Origin of the sequence: Solibaculum mannosilyticum (genome assembly GCF_015140235.1) — a bacterium.
In the GTDB taxonomy this organism is placed as follows: Bacteria; Bacillota; Clostridia; order Oscillospirales; family Acutalibacteraceae; genus Solibaculum; species Solibaculum mannosilyticum.
Window position 1 is genome coordinate 1,706,910 of the sequence record NZ_AP023321.1, and the last position, 22,483, is coordinate 1,729,392.

The 22,483-nt window shown below is 49.5% G+C and carries 22 protein-coding genes; 6 read left to right on the forward strand and 16 right to left on the reverse strand.

From position 1 onward, the window contains the following. Nucleotides 1–100 precede the first annotated feature (100 nt). A complete protein-coding gene (locus tag C12CBH8_RS08165) occupies nt 101–346 on the forward strand; it encodes an AbrB/MazE/SpoVT family DNA-binding domain-containing protein (protein ID WP_090264283.1) in 246 nt (81 codons plus the stop codon). Between the two features lie 75 nt (nt 347–421). On the opposite strand, the gene C12CBH8_RS08170 is transcribed toward C12CBH8_RS08165, so the two are convergent. The 10 genes from C12CBH8_RS08170 to C12CBH8_RS08215 form a co-directional block, all read right to left on the reverse strand. Beyond that, nucleotides 422–1,183, reverse strand: a complete 762-nt coding sequence (locus C12CBH8_RS08170; protein ID WP_090264285.1) for an HAD family hydrolase — start codon at nt 1,181–1,183, stop codon at nt 422–424. Between the two features lie 90 nt (nt 1,184–1,273). Further along, a complete protein-coding gene (locus C12CBH8_RS08175; protein ID WP_090264287.1) occupies nt 1,274–3,916 on the reverse strand; it encodes a calcium-translocating P-type ATPase, PMCA-type in 2,643 nt (880 codons plus the stop codon). A 79-nt stretch (nt 3,917–3,995) separates the two neighbouring features. Then, on the reverse strand, nt 3,996–4,586 hold the full coding sequence (locus tag C12CBH8_RS08180) for a TerD family protein (RefSeq protein WP_090264289.1): 591 nt from the start codon (nt 4,584–4,586) through the stop codon (nt 3,996–3,998). 16 nt (nt 4,587–4,602) lie between these two features. Next, entirely contained in the window at nt 4,603–5,184 is a 582-nt protein-coding gene (locus tag C12CBH8_RS08185) for a TerD family protein (protein ID WP_090264291.1), read from the reverse strand. 56 nt (nt 5,185–5,240) lie between these two features. Then, nucleotides 5,241–5,822, reverse strand: a complete 582-nt coding sequence (locus tag C12CBH8_RS08190) for a TerD family protein (RefSeq protein ID WP_147624459.1) — start codon at nt 5,820–5,822, stop codon at nt 5,241–5,243. Between the two features lie 141 nt (nt 5,823–5,963). Beyond that, entirely contained in the window at nt 5,964–7,121 is a 1,158-nt protein-coding gene (locus tag C12CBH8_RS08195; protein WP_090264295.1) for a toxic anion resistance protein, read from the reverse strand. Continuing rightward, nucleotides 7,118–9,388 carry a YceG family protein gene (locus tag C12CBH8_RS08200; RefSeq protein ID WP_215532974.1) on the reverse strand — a complete coding sequence of 757 codons (2,271 nt, stop codon included), beginning with the start codon at nt 9,386–9,388 and terminating at the stop codon, nt 7,118–7,120. Before C12CBH8_RS08200 ends, C12CBH8_RS08195 begins: the two co-directional genes overlap by 4 nt. A gap of 223 nt (nt 9,389–9,611) precedes the next feature. After that, on the reverse strand, nt 9,612–10,661 hold the full coding sequence (locus C12CBH8_RS08205) for a cysteine protease StiP family protein (RefSeq protein ID WP_215532975.1): 1,050 nt from the start codon (nt 10,659–10,661) through the stop codon (nt 9,612–9,614). Next, entirely contained in the window at nt 10,662–11,789 is a 1,128-nt protein-coding gene (locus tag C12CBH8_RS08210) for a phosphoribosyltransferase domain-containing protein (RefSeq protein ID WP_215532976.1), read from the reverse strand. Continuing rightward, nucleotides 11,786–12,775: an HpcH/HpaI aldolase/citrate lyase family protein gene (locus C12CBH8_RS08215; RefSeq protein WP_215532977.1), complete on the reverse strand. Its 990-nt coding sequence runs from the start codon at nt 12,773–12,775 to the stop codon at nt 11,786–11,788. The genes C12CBH8_RS08210 and C12CBH8_RS08215 overlap by 4 nt, the downstream gene beginning before the upstream one ends. 225 nt (nt 12,776–13,000) lie before the next feature. On the opposite strand from C12CBH8_RS08215, the gene C12CBH8_RS08220 reads away from it, so the two are divergent. Next, nucleotides 13,001–14,491: a S1C family serine protease gene (locus C12CBH8_RS08220; protein ID WP_215532978.1), complete on the forward strand. Its 1,491-nt coding sequence runs from the start codon at nt 13,001–13,003 to the stop codon at nt 14,489–14,491. Nucleotides 14,492–14,619: 128 nt separating this feature from the next. Here C12CBH8_RS08220 and C12CBH8_RS08225 read toward each other — a convergent pair whose 3' ends face one another. Continuing rightward, on the reverse strand, nt 14,620–15,477 hold the full coding sequence (locus C12CBH8_RS08225) for a DUF975 family protein (protein WP_215532979.1): 858 nt from the start codon (nt 15,475–15,477) through the stop codon (nt 14,620–14,622). Between the two features lie 252 nt (nt 15,478–15,729). On the opposite strand from C12CBH8_RS08225, the gene C12CBH8_RS08230 reads away from it, so the two are divergent. Together C12CBH8_RS08230 and C12CBH8_RS08235 are read left to right on the forward strand one after the other, a co-directional pair. Further along, nucleotides 15,730–17,064, forward strand: a complete 1,335-nt coding sequence (locus C12CBH8_RS08230; RefSeq protein ID WP_099322454.1) for a glutamine synthetase family protein — start codon at nt 15,730–15,732, stop codon at nt 17,062–17,064. 252 nt (nt 17,065–17,316) lie between these two features. Further along, nucleotides 17,317–18,105, forward strand: coding sequence for an Ltp family lipoprotein (locus C12CBH8_RS08235; RefSeq protein WP_215532980.1), 789 nt, complete (start codon nt 17,317–17,319; stop codon nt 18,103–18,105). 105 nt (nt 18,106–18,210) lie between these two features. Here the strand turns inward: C12CBH8_RS08235 and C12CBH8_RS08240 are convergent, their stop codons facing one another. Next, the gene (locus C12CBH8_RS08240; protein ID WP_215532981.1) at nt 18,211–18,555 is read right to left on the reverse strand and encodes a TIGR04076 family protein; all 345 of its coding nucleotides are present in this window, start codon (nt 18,553–18,555) and stop codon (nt 18,211–18,213) included. Between the two features lie 146 nt (nt 18,556–18,701). Here C12CBH8_RS08240 and C12CBH8_RS08245 point away from each other — a divergent pair, with 146 nt between their 5' ends. Beyond that, nucleotides 18,702–19,706 (forward strand): alpha/beta hydrolase, encoded by a 1,005-nt coding sequence (locus C12CBH8_RS08245; RefSeq protein ID WP_215532982.1) that lies wholly within the window; start codon nt 18,702–18,704, stop codon nt 19,704–19,706. A gap of 39 nt (nt 19,707–19,745) precedes the next feature. On the opposite strand, the gene C12CBH8_RS08250 is transcribed toward C12CBH8_RS08245, so the two are convergent. Then, on the reverse strand, nt 19,746–20,048 hold the full coding sequence (locus tag C12CBH8_RS08250) for a hypothetical protein (protein ID WP_215532983.1): 303 nt from the start codon (nt 20,046–20,048) through the stop codon (nt 19,746–19,748). Between the two features lie 134 nt (nt 20,049–20,182). Here C12CBH8_RS08250 and C12CBH8_RS08255 point away from each other — a divergent pair, with 134 nt between their 5' ends. Beyond that, nucleotides 20,183–20,374 carry a helix-turn-helix domain-containing protein gene (locus tag C12CBH8_RS08255; protein ID WP_246441401.1) on the forward strand — a complete coding sequence of 64 codons (192 nt, stop codon included), beginning with the start codon at nt 20,183–20,185 and terminating at the stop codon, nt 20,372–20,374. 457 nt (nt 20,375–20,831) lie between these two features. Here C12CBH8_RS08255 and C12CBH8_RS08260 read toward each other — a convergent pair whose 3' ends face one another. Genes C12CBH8_RS08260 through C12CBH8_RS08270 form a run of 3 tightly spaced genes read right to left on the reverse strand, consistent with a single transcriptional unit; the run spans nt 20,832 to nt 22,455 of the window. Next, nucleotides 20,832–21,161 carry a thioredoxin family protein gene (locus C12CBH8_RS08260; protein WP_099322458.1) on the reverse strand — a complete coding sequence of 110 codons (330 nt, stop codon included), beginning with the start codon at nt 21,159–21,161 and terminating at the stop codon, nt 20,832–20,834. An 11-nt stretch (nt 21,162–21,172) separates the two neighbouring features. After that, nucleotides 21,173–22,177 carry a permease gene (locus tag C12CBH8_RS08265; RefSeq protein ID WP_099322459.1) on the reverse strand — a complete coding sequence of 335 codons (1,005 nt, stop codon included), beginning with the start codon at nt 22,175–22,177 and terminating at the stop codon, nt 21,173–21,175. Next, a complete protein-coding gene (locus tag C12CBH8_RS08270) occupies nt 22,168–22,455 on the reverse strand; it encodes an ArsR/SmtB family transcription factor (protein WP_246441809.1) in 288 nt (95 codons plus the stop codon). Before C12CBH8_RS08270 ends, C12CBH8_RS08265 begins: the two co-directional genes overlap by 10 nt. Nucleotides 22,456–22,483: the final 28 nt, after the last annotated feature.

Genomic DNA, 22,483 nt, shown 5'->3' on the forward strand with positions numbered 1-22,483 from the left:
ATTATTATTGTAAGTAATGATCCAATTATGTTTTTTCTTGGCGAATATGAACACCTGTTTTTTGATATAACGGTGACAATGTATTAGGAGGAGTTTTATTATGAAATCAACTGGTATTGTTAGAAAAGTAGATGAGCTTGGCCGTATCGTTCTTCCCATTGAGCTGCGTCGAACATTGGATATTAACGAAAAGGATTCTCTGGAAATTTTCGTGGATGGTTCTCAGATCATCCTGAAAAAGTACGAACCGGCTTGTATCTTCTGTGATAACGCAAAGGATGTCATCACCTTCAAAGGACGAAACGTCTGCCCGGATTGTCTCAGGACACTGAGCAATCTTCTGTAATCTGTAAAACCAATGAAAAAAGAGACGGCATAGCTAGGGGCGCTATGCCGTCTCTTTTTTGTCATGATATTGATTTTAAAGGTAACCTTGCAAGAGCTTTCCCAAAACGACGTCGGAGAACACCTTGCTGCCTGTATCGACGGGAATACAAACCTGTCCTTGCCGGCTCGGATAGGATAACTCGGTCGGATAAAAAGCTACATCCGCTTCATGAAGCAAAGGGATATCAAATAAGCTGTCCCCTGCCGACGCCACAAAGTCGATGCAGAACCTCTCCCGCAGACGGCGTATCGCCTGCCCTTTGTTGAGCAATAGGGGAATAACATACACTTTATTGCCGTTCTCCCACACCTCTACTTGCGACAAATCCAGGCTTTCCCGCAGTCTGTCCACCGTTTCCCGTACCCGGCCGCTTTTGGTAAACACAAATAAGTCGTCTACCATTCTTACATCCAGTGTCCTGGCATTGTCCTGTTCCAATAACCCCCAGGCGTACTCCAGCTGCTCTCGGGCCGGACGGATTGTTTTCAGAGATTGCTCCTTCCACTCCTGATCCTCTTTTCCGTCGATGAGCAGTGTCCCGCCGTTGCTGACGAGAGCCAGAGACGGCTCCCAATCTCGATGGAACCGGATGCGGCGGTACTGTCCCACCGAACGGGTGGATACCGGTATAAAAGTCATCTTGTGAAAGACCTGATTCAGCATCTCATGGGACTGCTTTGTCATAAAGGAGACTTCCCGCCCTTCGTACAGCTCCGCCAGCACTTTATTGTCTCCGATGGGATGCCGATACGAATAAATGAGGGTATTGTCCAAATCCGAGGCAAATACACGCATATCATCACCTCTTTTTCTTGACGGTAGTAAGATTTTCTCAAAACATTGCCCGCGTCGAAATTCGGCGCGGGCATTTGTTGTTTCAGGGGATTAGTCCCTTTTGGGTTTCGGAGAAAGAAGTTTGCGAATCAGATCCACAGGATACATGGTGAGCGCCATACCCAGCACAGCCAGCCATCCCTTGAATCCGAAGCGTTCACAGCTGAAGATATCGCCAACCACGCCGCCTAAGCTGACAAGGATAATCTGGACCGCCATAATAATCAGCCAGACCCGGACAAAAGTCTTGTTTTCCCGGATATGTTCAAAGACGTTAAGTCCATCGCTGCGCACGTTAAAGGCGTTGACCATAAAGCTAAAGACAAACATACAGAAGAACCCTGTATAGAATTGCGCCGAATTATCAAAGCAAGTGGCAAAGAACGGAACTTTGAACCAGACAATACTGATGATGGTCAGCCAGACGCTCATGATGATAATCTGGATGATCATAGGCTTGCTGATGATGCTCTCATCTCTGCGGCGCGGTTTATCCCGCATATACCGCTTGAGGGCCGGTTCACCGGCGAACATCAGGGATGCCAAACTATCCATACACAGATTGATCCACAACAGATGGGTGACCTTTAACGGATCCTCAATGCCCAAGAAAGGGCAGATGGCCGATACAAATACGGCGGCTAAGTTGATCACCAACTGCATTTTACAGAATTTTAGGATGTTGATATAAAGGGTACGGCCATACCAAATGGCGTTTTTGATGGAATTGAAATTGTCGTCCAGAATGACCAGTTTACCAGCTTCTTTTGCCACATCGGTGCCGCTGCCCATGGCAAAACCGACGTCGGCTCGTTTCAGGGCAGGACTATCGTTGACGCCGTCGCCGGTCATACCTACAACCAGGTTCATTTCCTGGCACAGACGTACCATACGGCTCTTATCGGTGGGCAACGCCCTGGAAATCACGCGGATCTTGGAGATGCACTTTTTAACTTCATCGTCCGACATTTCAGACAGTTCCGCCGAAGTCAACACCAAATCGTCTTCCCCACGATACAAGCCGGCCTCTTTGGCGATGGCTACAGCTGTCTCTTTTCGGTCACCGGTGATCATAACCACTTGGATGCCGGCCTTCTGTACCTCTACGATGGCCTCTTTGGCCTCGGGACGTACGTCGTCACGAATGCCCACCAAGCCGATCAACACAACATCGTCGTTGATCTCATCCCGTACCATGGGGGCTTTGCTGTATCCAAAAGCCAGAACACGCATAGCACGGTTTGCCAGTTCATCAATTTTCGCATTTAGAACCGCTTGATCAATGGGCACTTCCTGGCCCTGGTCGTTTAAGTAAGTCTTGGCTTTTGCCAAAAGGCGTTCGGGAGCGCCTTTGTAAAAGGTACGTCCCTTGGCGGGAAGATAAGCTTGACTGAACTTATTGGCACTGTTGAATTCCTGATGTTCGCCAACCTCACAGTCGTCCTTCTCACGCAAACTGTTAAACTTCTCTTCTCCCAGGAATTTGAGAAGAGCCTGGTCGGTGAGATTGCCTCCCACCACCGTATGACGGTCATCAAACAGTGCGGATGTATTCTTGCCGATGCTGAGTTCCAGATTCCCCTGGATGGCCGGAACCGACGCTGCATCCATTACCTTTCCATCTCCGGTGAAAAACTCCACCACTTCCAGCTGTCCTTTGGTAATGGTACCGGTCTTGTCGCTGAAGAGAATGTTGAGCGATCCTGCTGTCTCAATACCGATGGACTTGCGCACCAATACGTTGACCTTTAAAAGCTTTCCCGTATTCTGCATGAGCACCAGAGCAATAACCAGTGGAAGGCCCTCCGGCACAGCACATACAATAATGGTGATGGCAATGGAAACGGCATTCATGACGTCGGCTAAAATGGAAAGCCATCCTGTGGCAAAATAGGCACCGAAACCACCTGCCAAAATAACAAAATGGACGAAATAAGCCAATGCAATTACAATAGCACCTACATAACCGAATACTGAAATCTGGCCGGCCAGTTTACGGAGTTTGACCTGCAAGGGGGAATCCGGTTCCTTATCCTCCATATCCTTGGCCATCTTGCCCATCATGGTGGCCTCTCCCACCTGCTGGACGATCATATAGCCTTCCCCATCCAGTACGGTGGCGCCGCGGAACAAGCTGTGGGCATCTACAAAGGTATCGCCGGTGATGTTTTCCGGAATGTGAAAACCTTCCTCAGCCGCTGATTTAGGGCATTCCTCCGCCTCGCCGTTTAATGCGCTGTTGTCCACCGACAAAACGCCGTCGGCCAGGACTCCGTCGGCCAGGATCTTATCTCCTGATTGCAGCAATACCACGTCGCCTACTACCAGGTCGTCTACCTCGATGACTTTCAGGGAGCCGTCCCGGATAACTTTTGCAGTGTCCTTTTTCTGGGATTCTTTGAGTTTCCGATACGCGTTGTCGTTGGCAACGCCGGTTTTTGCCGATACAAAGTTGACGAGCAGTATGGCGATGACCGTCCCCACCGGTTCATACCATTCGCTCTGACCCATGAAGAACATCACCAGCATAATAGCCGCGATGACACATAAAATGCGGATCATGGGATCCTTAAACCCTTCTAGGAACTGTTTCCAAAAGCTCTCCGGTTCCGCCTCCTTGATGACGTTGGAACCATACTTCTTGCGACTTTCCTCCACCTGAGCTTCTGTCAGGCCCTTAAATACTTTATGCACCTTTTACCAACTCTCCTAATTGTCAATCGTCATGGAAAAAGGGGAGGGCTTCCGTGCTCCCCCCTGGTTTTCTGCGCTTTTAGCGGAACCGGTTGACCAAACTGCCTAAACCATCGTCGTTGGTCGGCTGGCCAATGGCATTGAACTTCCATTCGCCATTATGACGGTAGATCTCACCAAAGATCATAGCAGTCATACCATCGTAATTTTCCGAAAGATTGTAGCGGCACATCTCTTTGTTGCCCCGCGCGTCCACCAAACGGATAAAGCTATTCTTAATCATGCCGAAATGCTGGCCTCTTTGTCTTGCCTCATAAATGTTGACTGCGAAAATCACCCGGTCGTACTGCTCCGGAAGACGGCTCAGATCCACGATAATCTGCTCATCGTCGCCCTCGCCTGCACCGGTCAGGTTGTCTCCCATATGCTGCACCGCGCCGGATGCATGGCGAAGATTGTTAAAATACACTACGTCCTTGGGATTTTGCAGCTTGCCGTCGATGCAGAGAATGGCCGATGCATCGCAATCGATGGGACGGGGTTTGGGGGCAAACAGGCCTCGACGGGCAGGCTGGGCCTCATCCCAACCCAAGCCAACCACAACAACACCTAGTCCGGCATTGTCTTTGCTCAGGCTGACTTTTTGCCCTTTTTGCAAACTGACTGCCATAAACGATATCCTCCTATCATTCCACTTCTACGCCGTAGTTGGCGCACAGGGCGGAAAGTCCGCCATAAAATCCGCTGCCGATGGCGTTGAACTTCCACTCGCCATTGTTTTTATAAAGCTCGCCAAATACGGCCGCAGTCTCTACTGAGAAATCCTCGCCCAGGTCGTAACGCAGTAACTCTTCCCCCGTCTGCTCGTTATAGATGCGGACAAAGGCATTGTTTACCTGGCCGAAATTTTGGTTGCGCTCCTCGGCCTCGTAAATCGTCACAGTAAAGGCGATGCGTTCGATGTTTTCCGGGACACGGCTTAAATCCACACGGATTTGTTCGTCATCCCCCTCCCCTTCGCCGGTACGGTTGTCGCCCATATGCTCCACCGCACCGCTGGGATCTTTCAGGTTGCCGTAAAAGACAAAGTCCTCTGAACGGCCTACCTTACCGCTTTGGGTCAAAAGAAACGCCGAGGAATCCAGGTCAAAACTTGTGCCGGTATCAAACTGGTTGATATCCCAGCCAATGCCTACGATGACCTTACTCAGCCCCGGATTGTCTTTTGTTAAACTGACCTTCTGCCCTTTTTTTAGAGAAACCGGCATTTTTCATCTTCCTTTCCGGCTGCAAACATCACAGCCAAGCGATGCATCCTAACCAGTTAGCAGGTTTCAATGCCGTAGTTGGCGCACAATGCGGCCAGGCCGCCCTGGAATCCGCTGCCGATGGCATTAAATTTCCACTCGCCGTTGTGACGGTAGATTTCACCTACTACTACGGCGGTTTCAATGGAGAAATCCTCGCCCAAATCATAACGGATCAGTTCCTGATTGGTATCGCTGTCCACAATGCGGATATAGGCATTGCTGACCTGGCCGAAGTTCTGACGGCGTTCCTCCGCTTCATAAATCGTGACAGTAAAGGCAATACGCACCACATTGGCGGGGATCTTCTGGAGGTTCACAACAATTTGTTCATCATCGCCGTCACCTTCACCGGTCAGGTTATCGCCCATATGCTCTACGGCACCGCTTTTATGCTTTAAGTTGCCGTAAAATACAAATTCATCGGTGGTGGGGGTTTGACCGTTTTCTCCCAGCAGGAAGGCTGCTGCATCCAGGTCAAAATCAGCGCCGCCGTCGTATTTGTTGACATCCCAGCCAAGGCCCACCATAATGTTTTTAAGGCCTGGATTTCCTTTTGTCAGGTCCACTTTCTGGCCCTTCTGTAAACTGATTGGCATGCTAAATTACCTCCTTGTAAATCATGTTCTCTCTTTTCTCGCCTTTTGAATCTATAACATATTGGGATCCGTTGATCCCGGGTTTCCTGGATCATAAATTCTCATCCATCTGGATGAGGCGGTTTATTCCAAGGTATCCCCTCATTGATTGCCGGTAGGCTGACCTTGGGATCTCATCATCTGTTCAAACTCGCCTTTGATAACATTAAGACGCTGGGTATCCTCCTGACGCTTTTTGCGTGCATCCTCCTGAATCTGGCGGGTATCCTGGATGCCCTGGACAATGGTTTTCCACGTGGTCTCCAATGTCTCAATCCGCACCGAGCTGCTGGATGCCAACTGAGCCGTCATCTTGGACTGTTCGGCTGTATTCTGGGCATTTCTCAAAAGCATCTCGTTTGTCTTCTCGTCCAAAGCCGACATGGCCTCGGCCTGGATGCGCTGTCTCTTCAGCAGGATGGCCTGGGCCAACGCCTGCTTAAATACCGGCAAAGTGATGATAAAGGCGGAATTGATTTTACGTACCAGGTTCATATTGGCAAATTCCATGGTCTTGATCATGGGGATGGACTGCATCGCCACGTTCTCGGCCATACGCAAATCCTGCGTGCGCTGCTCCAGCATCATCTTGGCCTGTTCCAAGGTGGTCAGTTCAAACTGGATGGAGGTGTCGCCGGTGGACTCCATATCAGAACGGCGCTGGGCAATATACGCGTCGATTTCCTTACACCCCTGTTCACCGGCCAGGATGTATTTTACCAGCTCATGGTAATACTGTAAATTGGATTGAAACAAATCCTCCAGCTTGCGGTTCGACTCCTTGATCTCCGATTCGTACTTCTTTAACTGAACATAGATCTTGTCCACTTCCTCGCCCATGGTATGGTACTTCTGGAGGATCTTATCCAGCTGCTTGCGCATGTTGGAAAACAGCTTGCTGAAAAAACCGGGATCTTCCTTGATTTCCTCAATGTCGAATTTGTCCATAATTTTGGCCAAGGCATTCAGCATCTCGCCGGAATCATTGATCTGACTCATGTTCATGCTGTTGAGGATGACGTCGGAACTCTTGGAAATCTCATCGGCCACCGTGCCGCCAAATCCCACTATGGTCTCCAAATTGTACACCTCAATGGTGCTGACAATGTCGTCCACCTCTTTGGAATCGGTGAGCTGAGCCGTCATCTGTTGGCGGTCGGCCTTGATGTTATAGGGCTCTACCTCCATCAACTGGGTCTCCTGAGAGACGGCGGCAGGTTCGGGATTCTGCCCAGCGGGGGAACCAAACTTAATACTCATGATGAACTCCTCCTAAAAAATCGGCTGAAAATGCCTTCCCGCGGGGCTGTCATACCGGAGGACATAGCAGGGACTTGCATATCGTACAAATAATCCCCGATCTGATGCTCGGTGAATAACGGCCCAGTGTAATATTTCTCAATGATCTGGTACCCTGTGGGCACAAACAACACCACGTCGAATCCCACTAGATGCAAAAATGCCAGCACAATGCTATCCTCTAGGCTACAAATGGTATCTCTTGTGTTGATGACCACCACTTTGGGATTCTTTTTGGTGAAGTCGAACCGCTGGATCATACGGATGATATCCTGATCCAAGTGCAGGGTGACCGCCAGGATTTTATATTCCATGCCTTGGGAGAAGGTTCCTTTGATGAGACCGGAATCCAGCAGCTTTTGGATCTTGTCCAAAATAAGCTCCTGCGTCTCCTCCCGGAGCAGGCTGTAGGCATAACCAGGGCTGTCCTTGATCTTCTGACGTTCCAATCTTTTATTTTTGATGAGGGATACCGGCTGGAAAGAACGATCCACACCTGCTCCATTCCAATGGGGACAGGATGAAATCAACAGGGTATTCTCCCCCAGAAGCTTGCGCACACCGGACCAATACTCTCCTACATCCCCGTTCTTGACGCCGCATACCTTTGCCGTGATGACCGGCACCAATACCGTATCGTCCACCACTTCAAATCCTGGGCGAAACGTAGCTTCTTGATCCCACAAAATAGCGATTTCCTCATACATGGTTTTGAGGGGGAGCGCCGACGCTTTGTGATACTGACGGGTGCGGTACATGCCGCTGTCTTGATACAATGTCTCGGTCAATTCCTGTTCAGCATGGTAGGCCACCGTGGTAAATCCAGCGTCGTCCATGGAAACCGGGAACTTTTCTATGTGCAGAGATTCCGGATAATTCCGGTCAAACAAAACCCGGTCCTCCAAACAACAGGGGATGTCCTCCGGATAGATCTCCAGCACATCCACCGGCAGCCGCGCCAGGAACCGCAAAAACAACGCTTCAAAAGCGGTTTTACACACATTAAAATAGAGAAAGACCGGTATAGAATCCTCTTTGATCCCTTTCAGTAACTGATCGAAGTACCGGTTGAACCAGCATACCAGGTACACTGCTCGGTTTTTGATCCGATTGACCGGTTCGTTTTCCTTGGCCAACTCCAAAATCAGATTGGAAAAAGCCGATCGGATAATGCCGTCCAACCTGGCGTTCGCCGTGGGACGCAGTGCGGGCAACAATCCAACCACAACCTGCTGCGCCGTCTGGACGTTGCACCGTCCGGCACGCGCCACTTCCTCCGCCGTGGGGATGGGCAGCGATTCCAGCACCAGTACCTTTCGTCCCTTTTCCTCCAGATGCTTCTTCCAAAGGAACAGCTCCTTGACGTAGGACGATTTTTCCTCCACCCCTCGGATGCGGACAAACATATTATAAAAGCAATTTTTCTCACTGCCCCGTTGGGCAGGAGGCTTTAAGGAATCCTTAGTCAAGTCGCCGGTGAGCCATGTATTGGTGCTGTTGAGCGGTACATTTCCCTCACTCGTCTGACACATGCCGACGATCTTTTGCTTTTGTTCGGCTTCTCTTGCCACCGTTTGGAGGGAGAAGTCGGGAGGAAAAGCGCCATTCCCCGCTCCCGGAAACAAATTAGAATGCTTGCTTTCCGGATCTAATTTTAGATAAGATGCATCCCCCTGCGGCTCCAGCAGCGCGATGTCGCACCCCGCGTCGCTGAGCACACAGAACATCTGCAATTCATGGGCGCTTAGGACACCGTCATATAAAATCTTGGGCAGGGGCTCCTTACCCATCTTGTGCAGGATTTGCTCAAATCGATAATACATCCAGCACATAAACTTGATATAAGCGTTTTTCAGCATGTTGTCGGTCTTGCCGGCTGCCCTCAAATCCAGCATCGTCTGGCAGAGGGACCGGATCATCGTTTCCCGCTGTACCTGATCCAACCGCGGGAGCCATTTCCGCAAAGCCTGATCAAAAAAACCGGGATCCAGGGAAAAATCCGTCCCCAGCATCTCCCGGAAATAGGAGAGCTGATTTTCATCCGGATTGGGCAGCTTGCCGGTGACCAACAGGGGATTTTGTTTCCGGCTCCCCAATACCTTCTCCAAGAACGACTGGACCTCCGGGTTATATCCCGCGATCCGGCAAAAATACACCCCTGGCTGCGGACGTTCTTTCAAAGGCTTTAAAAAATCCTCAAAGCGCTGCAACTGTAATCGTTTCAACATTTAATCTTACATCCTGATCTATTGTACATTGCCCTGCCGCAATGGGCCGAAGGAAGAAAAAACGATCCCATCATCCCTCTGCCGACAGGTCACGTTTAGTGCCATTTTATCACGTTCCGCCGCCCTTTTCAATGCTTGCCGCCACATTTACAAAATTGTGAACTTTATCCATGATACTCCCTAGGAGCCTCTCCCTTTTTAGACCGACTTATACAACCTTCTCTCAGGCGTCGGCCAGCTGCTTGATGATTCCGCACGCCTTGTAATTCTGAAGCGGATAGGATTCCACCTCCACTCCTTTTTCCCAGGCCAATTGATACAGATGCTTCAGTTCGCCCGACTGCTCTTCCCCTTCGCGCACCAGCACCTTCCATGGCAACCGGCGCAGCAATACACGGGTGGCTTCTCCAATACCGGGCTTTACAAAATTAATATTGGACACCCCAAAATGATCGGCAATGTCCTGGGCCTCCTCCAGTCCGGAATGAGATAATATTTTCTCCGGAAGATCGGGTGCAGTCTCAAGGCGGGACGCAATAGCGTTTAGAAATTCATAAGACCGGTCTTGTTCTTTCAGCTCTCCATAAAAGGCGGCGCCGTGAAAGTCCTCCGGCCCTATGATATCCGACCTCAAAAAGGTCCGGCTGACAAGACCCGATACCGTGCAATTAAGGCAGGAGCTTGGAATCAACAAATCCTCATGAGTGCCGCAAAGCCGGGTCAGATTGGCCGGGTCGGACAACACCGCCAGTTCTGCGCTAACGCCGGGAAAGACTTCTAACTCCCGGCGCAGTTCTTTCAGGATAGCCCCTTTCCCGATCCAGCCATCCACCATCTGGAGGCTGGAGGCTTGGTATCGGCTGAGCAGATAAGACATAGCATTCCGGTCGATCCCGCGGCCTCGGATAATGGAGATTCCATAGTGAGAAGCCTCTAAACCATATTCCTTTTTTAAATACCACTTGAGCAGGATACCGATGGGCAATCCCGCCCTGGCGAGCGACACTAGGACAACGTCCTCTCCCTTCTCCTGGACAATTTTATCCCCGCACCGGCGCACCGCTGCGGCCGTATGGTCGGCCTCACACCCGAGGGCCTGTTCATAGGCTTCAATGTATTTCGGTGTTGGAACATACTCAGCCGGCAGCATCTCGCAATAATGGATACCAGACTGAATGCGTTTTTCTCTTTCCTTTGTCTCCAAAGGCTGCACCTGCCCGGTGATGTCTTTGAGCAACAGAGTGACGTCCTCCGCCCGATAACTGCTTTGCATTTATGGCCTCCATTCCAGAAATGTGACGGCGTTGTTCCCCGCCTGTTCTAAAGCCGAACTGAGGGTTTTGATCCCTGCCTCAGTAGCCGACGCGTCGGTTACCACCAGCACAAAGTCATAGGATGTCAAATTGTAAATGTAAGTGGTTCGGGTACCGTCGTAACAGCTCAAAAGACAATTGCGGCGATGCAAAGGGTACGTCTCCTCCCCGCTCACCAGAATAGGGCTACGAGTGGTGGCGTGAAACCGGACTTCATGTCCCTTTTGCAGCGCCTCGGCTACCATCAGTCCGGGATACATACACTCCTCCGTCCCCAGCACCAACACGCGTCTCGCCTCTTTTGGAACAAGCTTTTCCGCTTCCTCTTTGAGATTACAGCAGGCTTTTTCATACTCCTTCACCGGCGTCACGCAGCGGGGACTGATCCTTCCCCCGGCACACATGCGTTTCACTGGTATCGAAGCCTCCTGGCATACCGGAAGCAGAGGGCCGTCGTAGGCATATTGGCCGATCGACCGCTCTAATTCAGCATTGTCGGTGTGCAGCAAATAGGTGATCCAGACCCTTTGTTCCTCAAATTTGCTTTTATGCTGGGGGAGCATACCATTGAGCAAAGAGGCGACGCCAAATGTAACGTCCCCGGGAATGCCTTTCTTTCGCAGGCACGAGATCAGATTCAGAATGGTGTTGCCGGTGGTGACTTCATCCTCCACAAAGACGATGTGTCTGATCTCCCCCAGTACGGCATCCAATCCCCGCAACGCCAGACGCTGCTCGGTGGCATGACTATGAACCTCAGAGAAAAAGAGGAAATCGGTATCCTCCACATCTTCCCTGGTGGTGTGCATCAAATAAGTCGGGTTGACAAGCGATGCAGCCACAGCGGCGCCGATGGCCGTGGCCGTCTCGGCAAAGGCGATGATAAGCACCGGATCGGTGGTGCCGACGCTTTCCTGCACCTTGGCGGCCAAATGCCCGAATACATCCAAAGCCTCCGATGGAACCACCGGGACATGCTTCCCCTGGGATGGATTGACGATCAAATAGGACCGCTTGCGGTTATTTTCCCGCATGGCGGCCCGTACCAATCTTTCCTGCCAATTTTCTTGTTGTATGATCTGGTTCATGGACGCACCCCGTAAATATCAGCTAAAGTCAGAATTTTTTGAGCCCATTTCTCATGGGTCTTGAATTCGTTCATGCGGCTGCCTCCCGCACTTTTGGATACCAACACTTGTTCATCGTCCTGCATACCCAAAATACCCATGGCATCCTCATAATCCTCCTGGGATACCCGAAGCATCTCATTGACCACGGGAATCTGATTGGGATGGATAACGGTCTTTCCTACAAATCCATTGAGCATATCCAATCGGATTTCCCGTCTAAGCCCTTCTTTCCAGCTCTCATCCGGGCCGGTGAAGTACTCCCATACCGGGCCGGACACCACATACTCCCTTCCAAAGCAGGCGATGATATCGCCCAACACATTGCTGATACAGCTGATCTGATAAATGTTCTCCCCCCACCGGCGGCGCACACCAAACTCTTTACAAAAATCATTGCCTCCTACCCGGACATTTAAAATAGAAGGTTTTACGGCGTCCAACCGCTCTTTGAGTTCACACAGATGGGAACGTCTTGTCTTTAAATCGATCAGGTCCTGGCTTTCCAAGATGGGCATCAAGTAAACCCTATGCTCCGTCTTTTCCTGAATATCGGCCAATGCGTCCAGATAAGACGCAGCGCAGCCACAGGAGAATTTAGGAGCGATAAATCCTGTGAGTATCTGACGTCCTTGCGCCAGCCTCTCAAAAATCCGCTTCATCTGCTCTGCACTGCGCACTCGGATAAAAATATTCGGCAGATAAAAAACCTTTTCCGCGGCGGCTCTCCACACCCTTTTTAAACTGTCGATTACCAGCTGTTCCGCCTCGTCTACCGCCTGGTCGCTGATGGCATCCTCCAGGCAGAGGGCCAGGGAATACGGGCCTTGTATCTCTTCTGCAATCAAACGATCTATCACCGTCTTATGGTTGGCTGGAGCATACAGCAGTGCCCCCACTTCATAAGGCGAAAGCTCCCTAGAGCCCTCCGATTTTTGATCCATCATCCTTTGAACTTCCTTTCAGAGAATCGTCAATCGATCCTCCCCATTGTTTGATTTTAAAATCTGTAGATGGTGCTTATCCTACTGTCATCTTTTTTGTATTCCTCGTTTATTATACAAAGCTTCACAATATTTTTCAATTCTCTTTCCATCAACCCGGCTTTTTGTTACAATATATAGATAGAAAATAGCCCTACTGGTTTTTATAGTAAAAAGGATGGGATCCTCGTGATAAATTCCCTTCAAATTTCTCTCAACCCCATGCGCATCACTCTGCTCTCGGTCTTCGGAGGCGTACGGGGACGATATGCCGGAGGCCGCAAGGACGTCTATTTCATCCGGTGGACAGGATGTCCCAGCAGTACAGATCCTTTGCCCGCACTTCTAAAGGATGCCGGCAATATGGCCCTCCGGGCCTGCGCCGCTGGATCGGGATATTCTTGCGCCAAACAGCTGGATAAATTCATCTCTCCAACGTCGCTTCCTTTGTACCAATCCTGCTATGAAAAGCTGGCGGAAGGCAAGTCTCCTTCCGGCCGTCCTTTTTCCTTTGGAGAACCTCTTCTGAACAACGCTTATGACCTAGCTTTTGGAGAGCTTCTTCGCCTCTATCAGAAGTGTTTTCCAAAGGCCTCCTCTACCATGGTAAAAAACTTTGGGATCAAATTGCTCCATTGGTCAGCTCATGTTCTCCCCCGCCTTTTCCCCAATGGCAGTCTGGCAGGCGGCACCCCTAAATTCCTATGGCTGGGAGCGCCTCATGAGGCGGAATATCTCTTTTTGATTTTACTCACCCGGCTCGGCTGTGATGTGGCGATCTTTCATCCGGCCGGAGAGCTTTCGCTCCCCGAAGAACTTTTGGCTATGTCGGCTTGTGTGTCCGGGGACGCTCATCCACAGGTGTCATTCCCCGATACCTGCTGCACTCCCTTTGCTGGACAAGAACAGGATATTTCCCCTGTCACCTCACCTGTTAAACAACCTCCGGTTCAAAAAAAGCCTCCTGTACATTCCAGCCGGCCTCCAGTAGCCGCCTCCAATCCGTCCCCTCCCCCTCAGGCTGTATCGCGGCCTTCTGTTGTTCGTTCATCCCCTTCCCGGCAACAGCCTATTGCCCGGCCGTCTCCATCTCAAGCCACACCTCTCAGCTATGAACAGCTGGCAAAGCTGGCTCCTTCTGTGGTGATGATCGAAGTCATGGATGAATACGGTCAATGCAAAAAAACGGGGTCCGGCGTCTTGATCGGAGATGGGAATCTTATCCTAACCAACTTTCATGTGGTCCAGGGGGGACGGTCCTACAGCATCCAAATGGAGAACGATGAACATTCTTATAGCACGGATGAGCTGTTAAAGTACCATTCCCTGCACGATTTAGCCCTGTTGCGCCTGCTCTGTCCCGGACGCCCCATCCCCATTTACAACGGTCCCCCTTTGGCCAGAGGTCAAAATGTGGTGGCCATCGGCAGTCCCTTGGGACTATTCAACTCGGTTTCCGACGGTATTATCGCCGGATTCCGCCAGTTTGAAGAGGTATCCATGATCCAATTTACGGCCCCTACATCGCCAGGTAGCTCCGGCGGCGCGCTTCTCAACCAGTACGGTGCGCTCATCGGCATCATCACAGCCGGATTCCGCGAGGGACAAAATCTCAATCTAGCGGTGGATTATCAAACCATCCACCAATTCGCCCGCGGATTTCTGCCGCAGGGCGTCTAAAGAAAGATGGTACAGCATCGGCCATCCGGAAGGATGAACATAGTATGAAATTTTCAGACGCTTTAACACCCTCTCCTATTTATGAGTGGAGAGGGTGTTTTTGATGTCGATGTATTCCAAAACAAGGGCTATGCATTTTTCTCTTGCAAAACAAATTCTTGCGTTGCGGAAAGAGGAACCGGATGTTTTGCATCCGCAGGCTGCCGCACCAATACCGCCCAACGTGCACACGTCATTTCGACGCGGGGACCAGTATAGAGCCCCGGTACAACTAGGAGTTTTAAAATCTCCCAGCCGATCAGCGACAAATAAAGCCGTATCACTTGAAATTTCCGTCCCTTCATCAACTGAATGGACAAGCGAATGGCTCCGGACGGATATAGCTTCGAACAACTGGCCAGTAAATAAGGCGTCATCCAGTACCGCAGGGATAAAAAGAACAACCCCAATCCTCCGATGAGCAAAAGGGCTATGCTTCCTCCCCACAGCGCTCCCCTTACCATGCCCGACATGCCGCCATAAGACGTAGCCCACATGGCCGCCGTCATAGTCCCTAGTCCCGGCAACAGGAGAAGTCCCGCCCATCCCACTACGCGTATTGTGATCCCCCAGTGGGTCCGGATGATCCTACCGTAGGACAACTGAAACAATCGTACTTTTGACTGCGGATGGGCTGTTTCACATAACTGTGTCTGCCAAAAGCACGCTTTTTTCTCGTATTTGAGTGGGATCAGCAGAAAAAAGCGGAGCAATGCCGCGCCTCCTGTCAATGCAACAGATAGGATTCCAGGTGTCAGCAATGCCTGGATACCTTCCATACCTTGATCTAAATTTGCTGCCGGCTGATCCAGCGCCAGCCTTACTATTACTTCACATCCCAGCAGCATCAGGTACATGCTCCCCGCCATGACGCATGCCAAAATTCCTTTTATCCAGTGTCCATGCATCACTTGCTTGGAGGTCTTCTTTAATGTCTTAGGATCCATTCTTCCGCCTCCTGCCTTTGTTTCATTCTTCCTTTAGTATGGATCTTCTTCCCTGTTTCTAAACTGCACTAATCCATTTATTCCCTGCACAAATGGTAAAGTATGTTTTCTTATCCAAAAAACGCGGAAAATCGAATAGGATGTTGAGCAAGTTAAGGATACAATATTTCTTGAAGAAGATGACATGAAATGCTATAATTGAACCATTCGATTTGAATTATCTATGGGTGAAAAAAATAAGGAGGGCCTTTTATGGGAAAGTATACACAGGAAGATATTATCCGCATCTGCGAAGAGGAAAACATTCGGTTTATCCGCCTGCAGTTTGCCGACATCAGTGGCGCTTTGAAAAATGTGGCCATCACAAGAAGTCAGCTTAAAAAAGCTCTGAATAACCAGTGCATGTTCGACGGCTCGTCCATTGAGGGATTTGTCCGCATCGAGGAATCGGATATGTATCTTGTACCGGACCTGGATTCCTTTAACATCTTCCCGTGGATCGACAAGCCCAGCCGTACCGCACGTCTGATTTGTAACGTCTACAGCCCCGACGGCACCCCCTTCAGCGGCGATCCCCGCAATGCTTTGCGCCGGGTCATTAAAGAGGCCGAGGATATGGGATTCCATTTCGATGTGGGCCCTGAGTGTGAGTTCTTCCTCTTCCGCTGCGATGAGGACGGCAATCCCACCACCCAGACCAATGACCAGGGAAGTTATTTTGAATTGGGCCCCATCGACCGAGGTGAGGAAGCCCGTCGCGACATCTGCTTGACTTTGGAGGATATGGGCTTTGAGATTGAAGCCTCCCACCACGAGGTGGCCCGCGGTCAGCATGAAATCAACTTCCGTTACGACGATGCCCTCCGCGCCGCCGACGACATCATGACCTTTAAATTGGTGGTAAAATCCATCGCCAATCAGCATGGCCTCCACGCCACCTTTATGCCCAAGCCCATCTTTAATGAAGCCGGTTCGGGTATGCATATTAACATGTCCCTTTCGGACAAAAACGGCAACAATGTCTTCGCCGATCCCAGCGACGAAAACGGCCTGAGCGACATCGCCTACTCCTTTATCGCCGGCCTGATGGAGCACATCAAAGGGATGACCGCCGTTACCAACCCTCTGGTCAACTCCTATAAACGTCTTGTCCCCGGCTATGAAGCCCCTGTTTATGTGGCCTGGTCGGCTCACAACCGCAGTCCTCTGATCCGTGTACCCGCCGCCCGCGGCAATGGTACCCGCATTGAACTGCGCAATCCTGATCCCGCCGCCAACCCCTATTTGGTGATGACCTTGTGTCTGGCCGCCGGTTTGGACGGCATCAAACGAGGCCTCAAACCGTGTCCTCCTGTGGACGCCAACATCTTTAAGCTCACTGAGGAGGAACGGGAAGAACAGGGTGTCTTTAGTCTTCCTGATTCTTTGAAGTCAGCCATTCACTGTATGAAAAAGGATGAGCTGGTGCGCAAAACCTTGGGAGATCACATCTATCGCAAATACATCGCCCATAAGACAAGCGAATGGTACCAGTATTCCATCCGCATTTCCCAGTGGGAGATCGACCGCTATCTCATGCGCTATTAAGTTGCATGAAACAGTAAAAAGAGGTATTGAGTGACATACTCAATACCTCTTTTCTATTCGGGCCATAAGAATCTCGAGATTAAAAAGATATCATTTCAAAGACGCAACAATTAGCCCATTTGTTCTGTTTCTATATGAGAATAGCAACTATTTTTGCCAAATATTATATATAAAAAATTAAATTTGCATAATTTATTGTTTTATTGTATAATCAATATGGCTTTGTGATCAAAAAAACAGGAGGAGAAAAACATGGAAAACGAAACCAAGAGAGTTGTATGTGAACATTGCGGTCAGGAAGTCGATGCTAATGCTAAAGTATGTCCGCACTGCGGAGGAAGAAACAAACCACCCATTTATAAAAAATGGTGGTTCTGGGTCATTATTGCAGTGATTGTAATTGCCATTGCCGGCGGTTCTATAAATTCCAAGAATAATGATCCATCGGATTCGACGTCATCTTCTCAAGGACATGTATCCTCTCAGGCGGAGACTGCCAGCAGTACAGTGGCCAGCAGTGAGCCCACCTCTCTTCCTGAGGAGTCGGCTCCTGAAGAATCAGTCGCTGAAGAACCAGAGGACGACGTTCCAACTGAATATAAAACAGCGCTGAAGAAAGCCGAGCAGTATTCTAAAATCATGCATATGTCCAAGGCAGGGCTGTACAATCAGCTCACCTCCGAATATGGTGAGAAATATTCCGCAGAAGCAGCACAATATGCCGTCGACAACATCGATGCGGATTGGAATGCCAATGCTCTGGCCAAAGCGGAAGACTATGCTGAAACGATGCACATGTCTAAGGCCGGGATTTATGATCAGTTGATCTCTGAATACGGTGAGAAGTTCACCGAAGAAGAAGCCCAATACGCAATCGACAATATCGAAGCGGATTGGAATGCCAATGCTTTAGAAAAGGCCAAAACCTATCAGGAAACAATGGGAATGTCTCCCGCAGCCATCAAAGACCAGCTGACCTCTGAGTACGGTGAAAAGTTTACTGAGGAAGAGGCTCAGTACGCAATTGATAACCTTGGTTGATAAAAAAACTATATTGTCTTGCCGATAGAAAAACCGCCCTGATTGAGTCAATCAGGGCGGTTTTCTTTTGAATCGGGTTGGCGGGCTGTTTTGCAGATGCACCTCTCAGCGGACAGGGAGGTAATCGATGACCGACTGTTGATCCGTAGCCTCCAGCTTGAAGATCACCGGACGCAATCCATCGTTACAGCTGCAAACGGCCACTCCTGGCTTACGGATCCAATCCCCGTAGTAAAACAATCCATCCCCGGCTCCGTGGGCCAGAGCGAACACATACTGATAGATAGCCTTCCACGCTTCATCGCACATCCCTTCCGGTTTTGCGTAATCAGCATAAAAGACTTGTCCCTTTTTCATCATCGGGCAGGCGGTTAATCCTTCCGCACCGTACTCCTTGGCCAATTCTTGATCCAAAGTCGTTTTCAGCACTGTGATTTTTACCTTGTTCATAAAGAAGCCTCCTGTTTTTGATGGATCACAGATCCTTTTTATCCTGCTTGTTTCGACAAGAACCCTGTTTTCTTTCCCAGAATATACTGGGAAGGATTGGGACTCATTTGTACTTTTCATTGCTGCGATAGAAAGGTGAATTCACCATGCAAAAATGTATACCACTGGAAAAGGCGGCTAAACAAGTCTGCCTTGAAAATTGTAAACCACCGCTTATTTTCCAGCTTCCTCCGGAAAGCGGACGCGCTATCTTGAACGCCGTACAGGATACACCCGTCCATAAGTACCCCGCAGCCATCACCCATACGATGGTCGATACCGGCCGATGGGGGCAGATCCGCGTTTACGTCATTACCCCGGAAGAGGTCCGAAATCCCGCCGACGTTATTTTCTACATCCACGGCGCCGGATGGGTATTCGGCAATCTCCACACCCACGATAAACTGGTCCGGGAACTGGCTGCACGCACCCATTCCATTGTGGTCTTTCCAGAATACAGCCTCTCCCCCAAGGCCAAATATCCGACCGCCATCGAACAATGTTATTCCGCCCTCTGCCAGCTCCCTTACATCGCTGAACAATGCTGTTTTAAAATCAATCCGTCTACACTGACCATAGCTGGAGACAGCGTCGGCGGCAATATGGCAACTGTTATGACCATCCTCTCCAAACGGCGCTGCGGCCCCAACATCCACAAGCAGCTTTTGTATTATCCCGTCACCAACGCCTGCTTCGATACCCCGTCTTACCGGCAATTCGCCTGCGGTTATTACCTCTATCGGGCCGGGATGAAGTGGTTCTGGGATCAGTATACCACATGTGATGCCGATCGCCAAGAGATCACCGCCTCCCCTCTCTGCGCCTCTGTCCAGCAGCTCAAGGGACTTCCCTCCGCCATGATTTTAAATGGCGAAGCCGACGTCCTCCGCGATGAAGGCCAGGCTTACGCGAGAAAACTCCGTATGGCGGGTGTGGATGTGACTGCCCTCCGATTCCAGGCCATCATCCACGACTTTGTCATGCTCAATGCTCTGGATCAGACCGACGCTTGTCGTTCGGCCATGGATGCCTCCACCAGCTGGATCAATCGTAAAAACTGTGAACAGCATCTTTTGGATGCCGCATCTGTTTCACAAGATTCCTGCAACTGAAATAGTACAAAATAAAAGGTATGATTGCCATTGTGACAATCATACCTTTTTGCTTTCTTCTGAGGACTGTAATCTCTCTTTATTTGCTTCTAAATACTTGGGCCACTCTCTCATATGCGCTACCATGATAACAGTGCTGATCAATTCCAGAATAACAAAAATCACAATGCATATGATGATAATCGTCATCTTTTCATCGTTGACCCCTCCGATTAGCTGGATCAGTACCACAAAAACTGGTACCCATGCTTCCACATAGCAGATCAGCCATGCCAGATGTTGCCGAGGCCGTAGTTCTTTCCATACTCTATTGTATTCTTTTCGCAATTCCTTTTCGGTCATTTTATCCCCTGTCTTTCCCGGCGATCTGTATATCCACCCTATTTTGCGGAATAATACCAAAATGGGATATCCGGATTATACCATTTTGGTATTATCTTGTCAAGAGGTGATAGGGCATTTTTAGACTCAAACAATTGCGGGAGAAAAAACACATATCTCAGGTTCGACTGGCTATCGAACTGGATATGAATCAAAACAGCATCAGCCGGTATGAGACCGAGGCGCGGGAGGCCGATTATAAAACGCTCATTGCTTTGGCCGATTATTTTAATGTCTCCATTGACTATCTCTTGGGCAGGACCGAAAATCCCAAAATGAATCATTGATCCTTTTCTATATTGAGGACGTTCAAAACCTTTTCCATGGATCATCCTGGCAACCGTCAAAGCCGCTTGAGGCTGCTAGACAAAAAAGAGAAAGAGCCGATAATCGCTACTATGCATTATTGGCTCTTTTTGTTATGCATCCAGTCTTTTAATAACAGACACTTTTAAAGGATAAAAAAATCGAGTACCCTTATGGGTACTCGAAGTAGGTTTACGCTATCAAAAAGATAACCTCTACAAACGCGGGAGGAAAAATTGCCAAAAGAAAAACCTGCAGTGCGCGACTTGCTCACCGCAGGTGTGGTGCGGATCCCCATAAGGGGCATAGAAAAACATTGGAATTAAGCAGCTTGCAGCCGATAAGCAATGTTGTATTTACATGAATAAGATAGTCCCAACTTTAGTTGCAAAAGGTGTCGAACTAAAGAAAAAGATATTCTTTTACACAGAATAGATCTTACCCCTGTGTAAGAATAGCAATCACTTCTTCGGTTTTCAGCACCTTACCATACGAAACAACCTTGCCATCCACTACAAGGGCAGGAGTTGTCATCACTCCATAAGCCGCAATCTGTGCAAAATCGGTGATATGGCCGATTGATGTGTCCATGCTGAGCTGCTCCAAAGCGGCCAGCGTATTAGCTTCCAGCTGTTTGCATTTTACGCAGCCGGAGCCAAGAACTTTTATCTTGGTTCCATCAGGCTTGCTTTCTCCTGTTGGTGCTTCCACTGTACCGTTATCCCCACAGCAACAGTTTTCTTTCTTTTTCTTTCCGAACAATTTCATCGTAACCCCTCCTAAATAAATAGATAGTGAAATACGTTAAACAGATATCCAACAAGGATCATCCCCACCGTACAGATGCCGATAAACAGAGCAAGCAACTTCGGCTTCACCGCTTTGCGCAGCATAATGAGAGATGGTAAGGACAGCGTTGTGACCGCCATCATAAAGCTGAGAATCGTCCCAAGCTGCGCGCCTTTTATGAGCAGGGCTTCGGCTACAGGAATCGTTCCAAAAATGTCTGCATACATTGGTACGCCGAGGATCGTTGCCAGAACGACCCCAAAAGGATTGCCGCTTCCCAAAACAGTTTCAATCCATTGTCCGGGAATCCAGTTGTGGATGACAGCGCCGATTCCTACACCCACAAGAATGTACGGAAACACTTTCTTAAAGGTAGATAACATCTGATCCTTGGCGTAAATAAGCCGTTCTTTCTGTGACAATGTGGGGGATTCAATGTCCACAGTACCGACACTTTTGATAAAGGATTCTACATATTTTTCCATATGCAGTTTTTCAATCAGCGTCCCTCCTACAACGGCGATCACGAGGCCGACTATCACATAGGCAACGGCGATTTTCCAACCGAAAACGCTGGAAAGAAGAAGCAGGCTACCGAGGTCTACCATTGGGGAGGAGATCAGAAACGAAAAGGTTACGCCGAGAGGGAGTCCCGCGCTGGTAAAGCCGATAAACAGAGGAATGGAAGAACAGGAACAAAAGGGTGTAACCGTCCCCAGCAGTGCGGCGATGACATTGGCCCCTATGCCATGGAACCGGCCTAAAATTTTCTTACTGCGCTCCGGCGGAAAATAGCTCTGAATATAGCTGATGAGGAAAATGAGAAAACAAAGCAGAACGGTAATTTTAATGACATCATAAAGAAAAAATTGCACGCTGCCGCCGATACGCCCGGTTACATCAACGCCCAAAGCAGACAGCGCCTTGCAGATCAATTCATTCAGCCATTTCATCCCAAGGAGTTGATCCTGGACAAAGTCCCATACTATTGACATTCACTGCCACCGCCTTTGCAACAGTTTAGTGTACCAATGAATGCCTTAAACGACGACAGCGTTCCGCAGTTCAAAGAATAGTGCGACCACTTGCCCTCCTTGCGGGTTTCTACCAAGCCGCACTCGCACAAGATCTTCATGTGGTGGGATAAGGTCGGCTGGGTAATTTCAAAGGCTTCCAATAGTTTGCAGCCACATTTTTCACCATCCGATAACATCTTCACAATTTTCAATCTATTTGCATCGCCAAGCGCCTTGCAGATCAAGGCCACATCCATTTCCTGCACTGCATTCACCTCACATAGA

Coding starts and splice junctions, on each gene's coding strand:
- C12CBH8_RS08200 (WP_215532974.1), bottom strand. CDS start 9,388: ATGTTGAAACGATTACAGTTGCAGCGCTTTGAGGATTTTTTAAAGCCT.
- C12CBH8_RS08190 (WP_147624459.1), bottom strand. CDS start 5,822: ATGCCAATCAGTTTACAGAAGGGCCAGAAAGTGGACCTGACAAAAGGA.
- C12CBH8_RS08245 (WP_215532982.1), top strand. CDS start 18,702: ATGCAAAAATGTATACCACTGGAAAAGGCGGCTAAACAAGTCTGCCTT.
- C12CBH8_RS08205 (WP_215532975.1), bottom strand. CDS start 10,661: ATGCAAAGCAGTTATCGGGCGGAGGACGTCACTCTGTTGCTCAAAGAC.
- C12CBH8_RS08230 (WP_099322454.1), top strand. CDS start 15,730: ATGGGAAAGTATACACAGGAAGATATTATCCGCATCTGCGAAGAGGAA.
- C12CBH8_RS08235 (WP_215532980.1), top strand. CDS start 17,317: ATGGAAAACGAAACCAAGAGAGTTGTATGTGAACATTGCGGTCAGGAA.
- C12CBH8_RS08260 (WP_099322458.1), bottom strand. CDS start 21,161: ATGAAATTGTTCGGAAAGAAAAAGAAAGAAAACTGTTGCTGTGGGGAT.
- C12CBH8_RS08225 (WP_215532979.1), bottom strand. CDS start 15,477: ATGGATCCTAAGACATTAAAGAAGACCTCCAAGCAAGTGATGCATGGA.
- C12CBH8_RS08210 (WP_215532976.1), bottom strand. CDS start 11,789: ATGAACCAGATCATACAACAAGAAAATTGGCAGGAAAGATTGGTACGG.
- C12CBH8_RS08270 (WP_246441809.1), bottom strand. CDS start 22,455: ATGGATGTGGCCTTGATCTGCAAGGCGCTTGGCGATGCAAATAGATTG.
- C12CBH8_RS08265 (WP_099322459.1), bottom strand. CDS start 22,177: ATGTCAATAGTATGGGACTTTGTCCAGGATCAACTCCTTGGGATGAAA.
- C12CBH8_RS08215 (WP_215532977.1), bottom strand. CDS start 12,775: ATGATGGATCAAAAATCGGAGGGCTCTAGGGAGCTTTCGCCTTATGAA.
- C12CBH8_RS08250 (WP_215532983.1), bottom strand. CDS start 20,048: ATGACCGAAAAGGAATTGCGAAAAGAATACAATAGAGTATGGAAAGAA.
- C12CBH8_RS08240 (WP_215532981.1), bottom strand. CDS start 18,555: ATGAACAAGGTAAAAATCACAGTGCTGAAAACGACTTTGGATCAAGAA.
- C12CBH8_RS08165 (WP_090264283.1), top strand. CDS start 101: ATGAAATCAACTGGTATTGTTAGAAAAGTAGATGAGCTTGGCCGTATC.
- C12CBH8_RS08180 (WP_090264289.1), bottom strand. CDS start 4,586: ATGGCAGTCAGTTTGCAAAAAGGGCAAAAAGTCAGCCTGAGCAAAGAC.
- C12CBH8_RS08170 (WP_090264285.1), bottom strand. CDS start 1,183: ATGCGTGTATTTGCCTCGGATTTGGACAATACCCTCATTTATTCGTAT.
- C12CBH8_RS08185 (WP_090264291.1), bottom strand. CDS start 5,184: ATGCCGGTTTCTCTAAAAAAAGGGCAGAAGGTCAGTTTAACAAAAGAC.
- C12CBH8_RS08195 (WP_090264295.1), bottom strand. CDS start 7,121: ATGAGTATTAAGTTTGGTTCCCCCGCTGGGCAGAATCCCGAACCTGCC.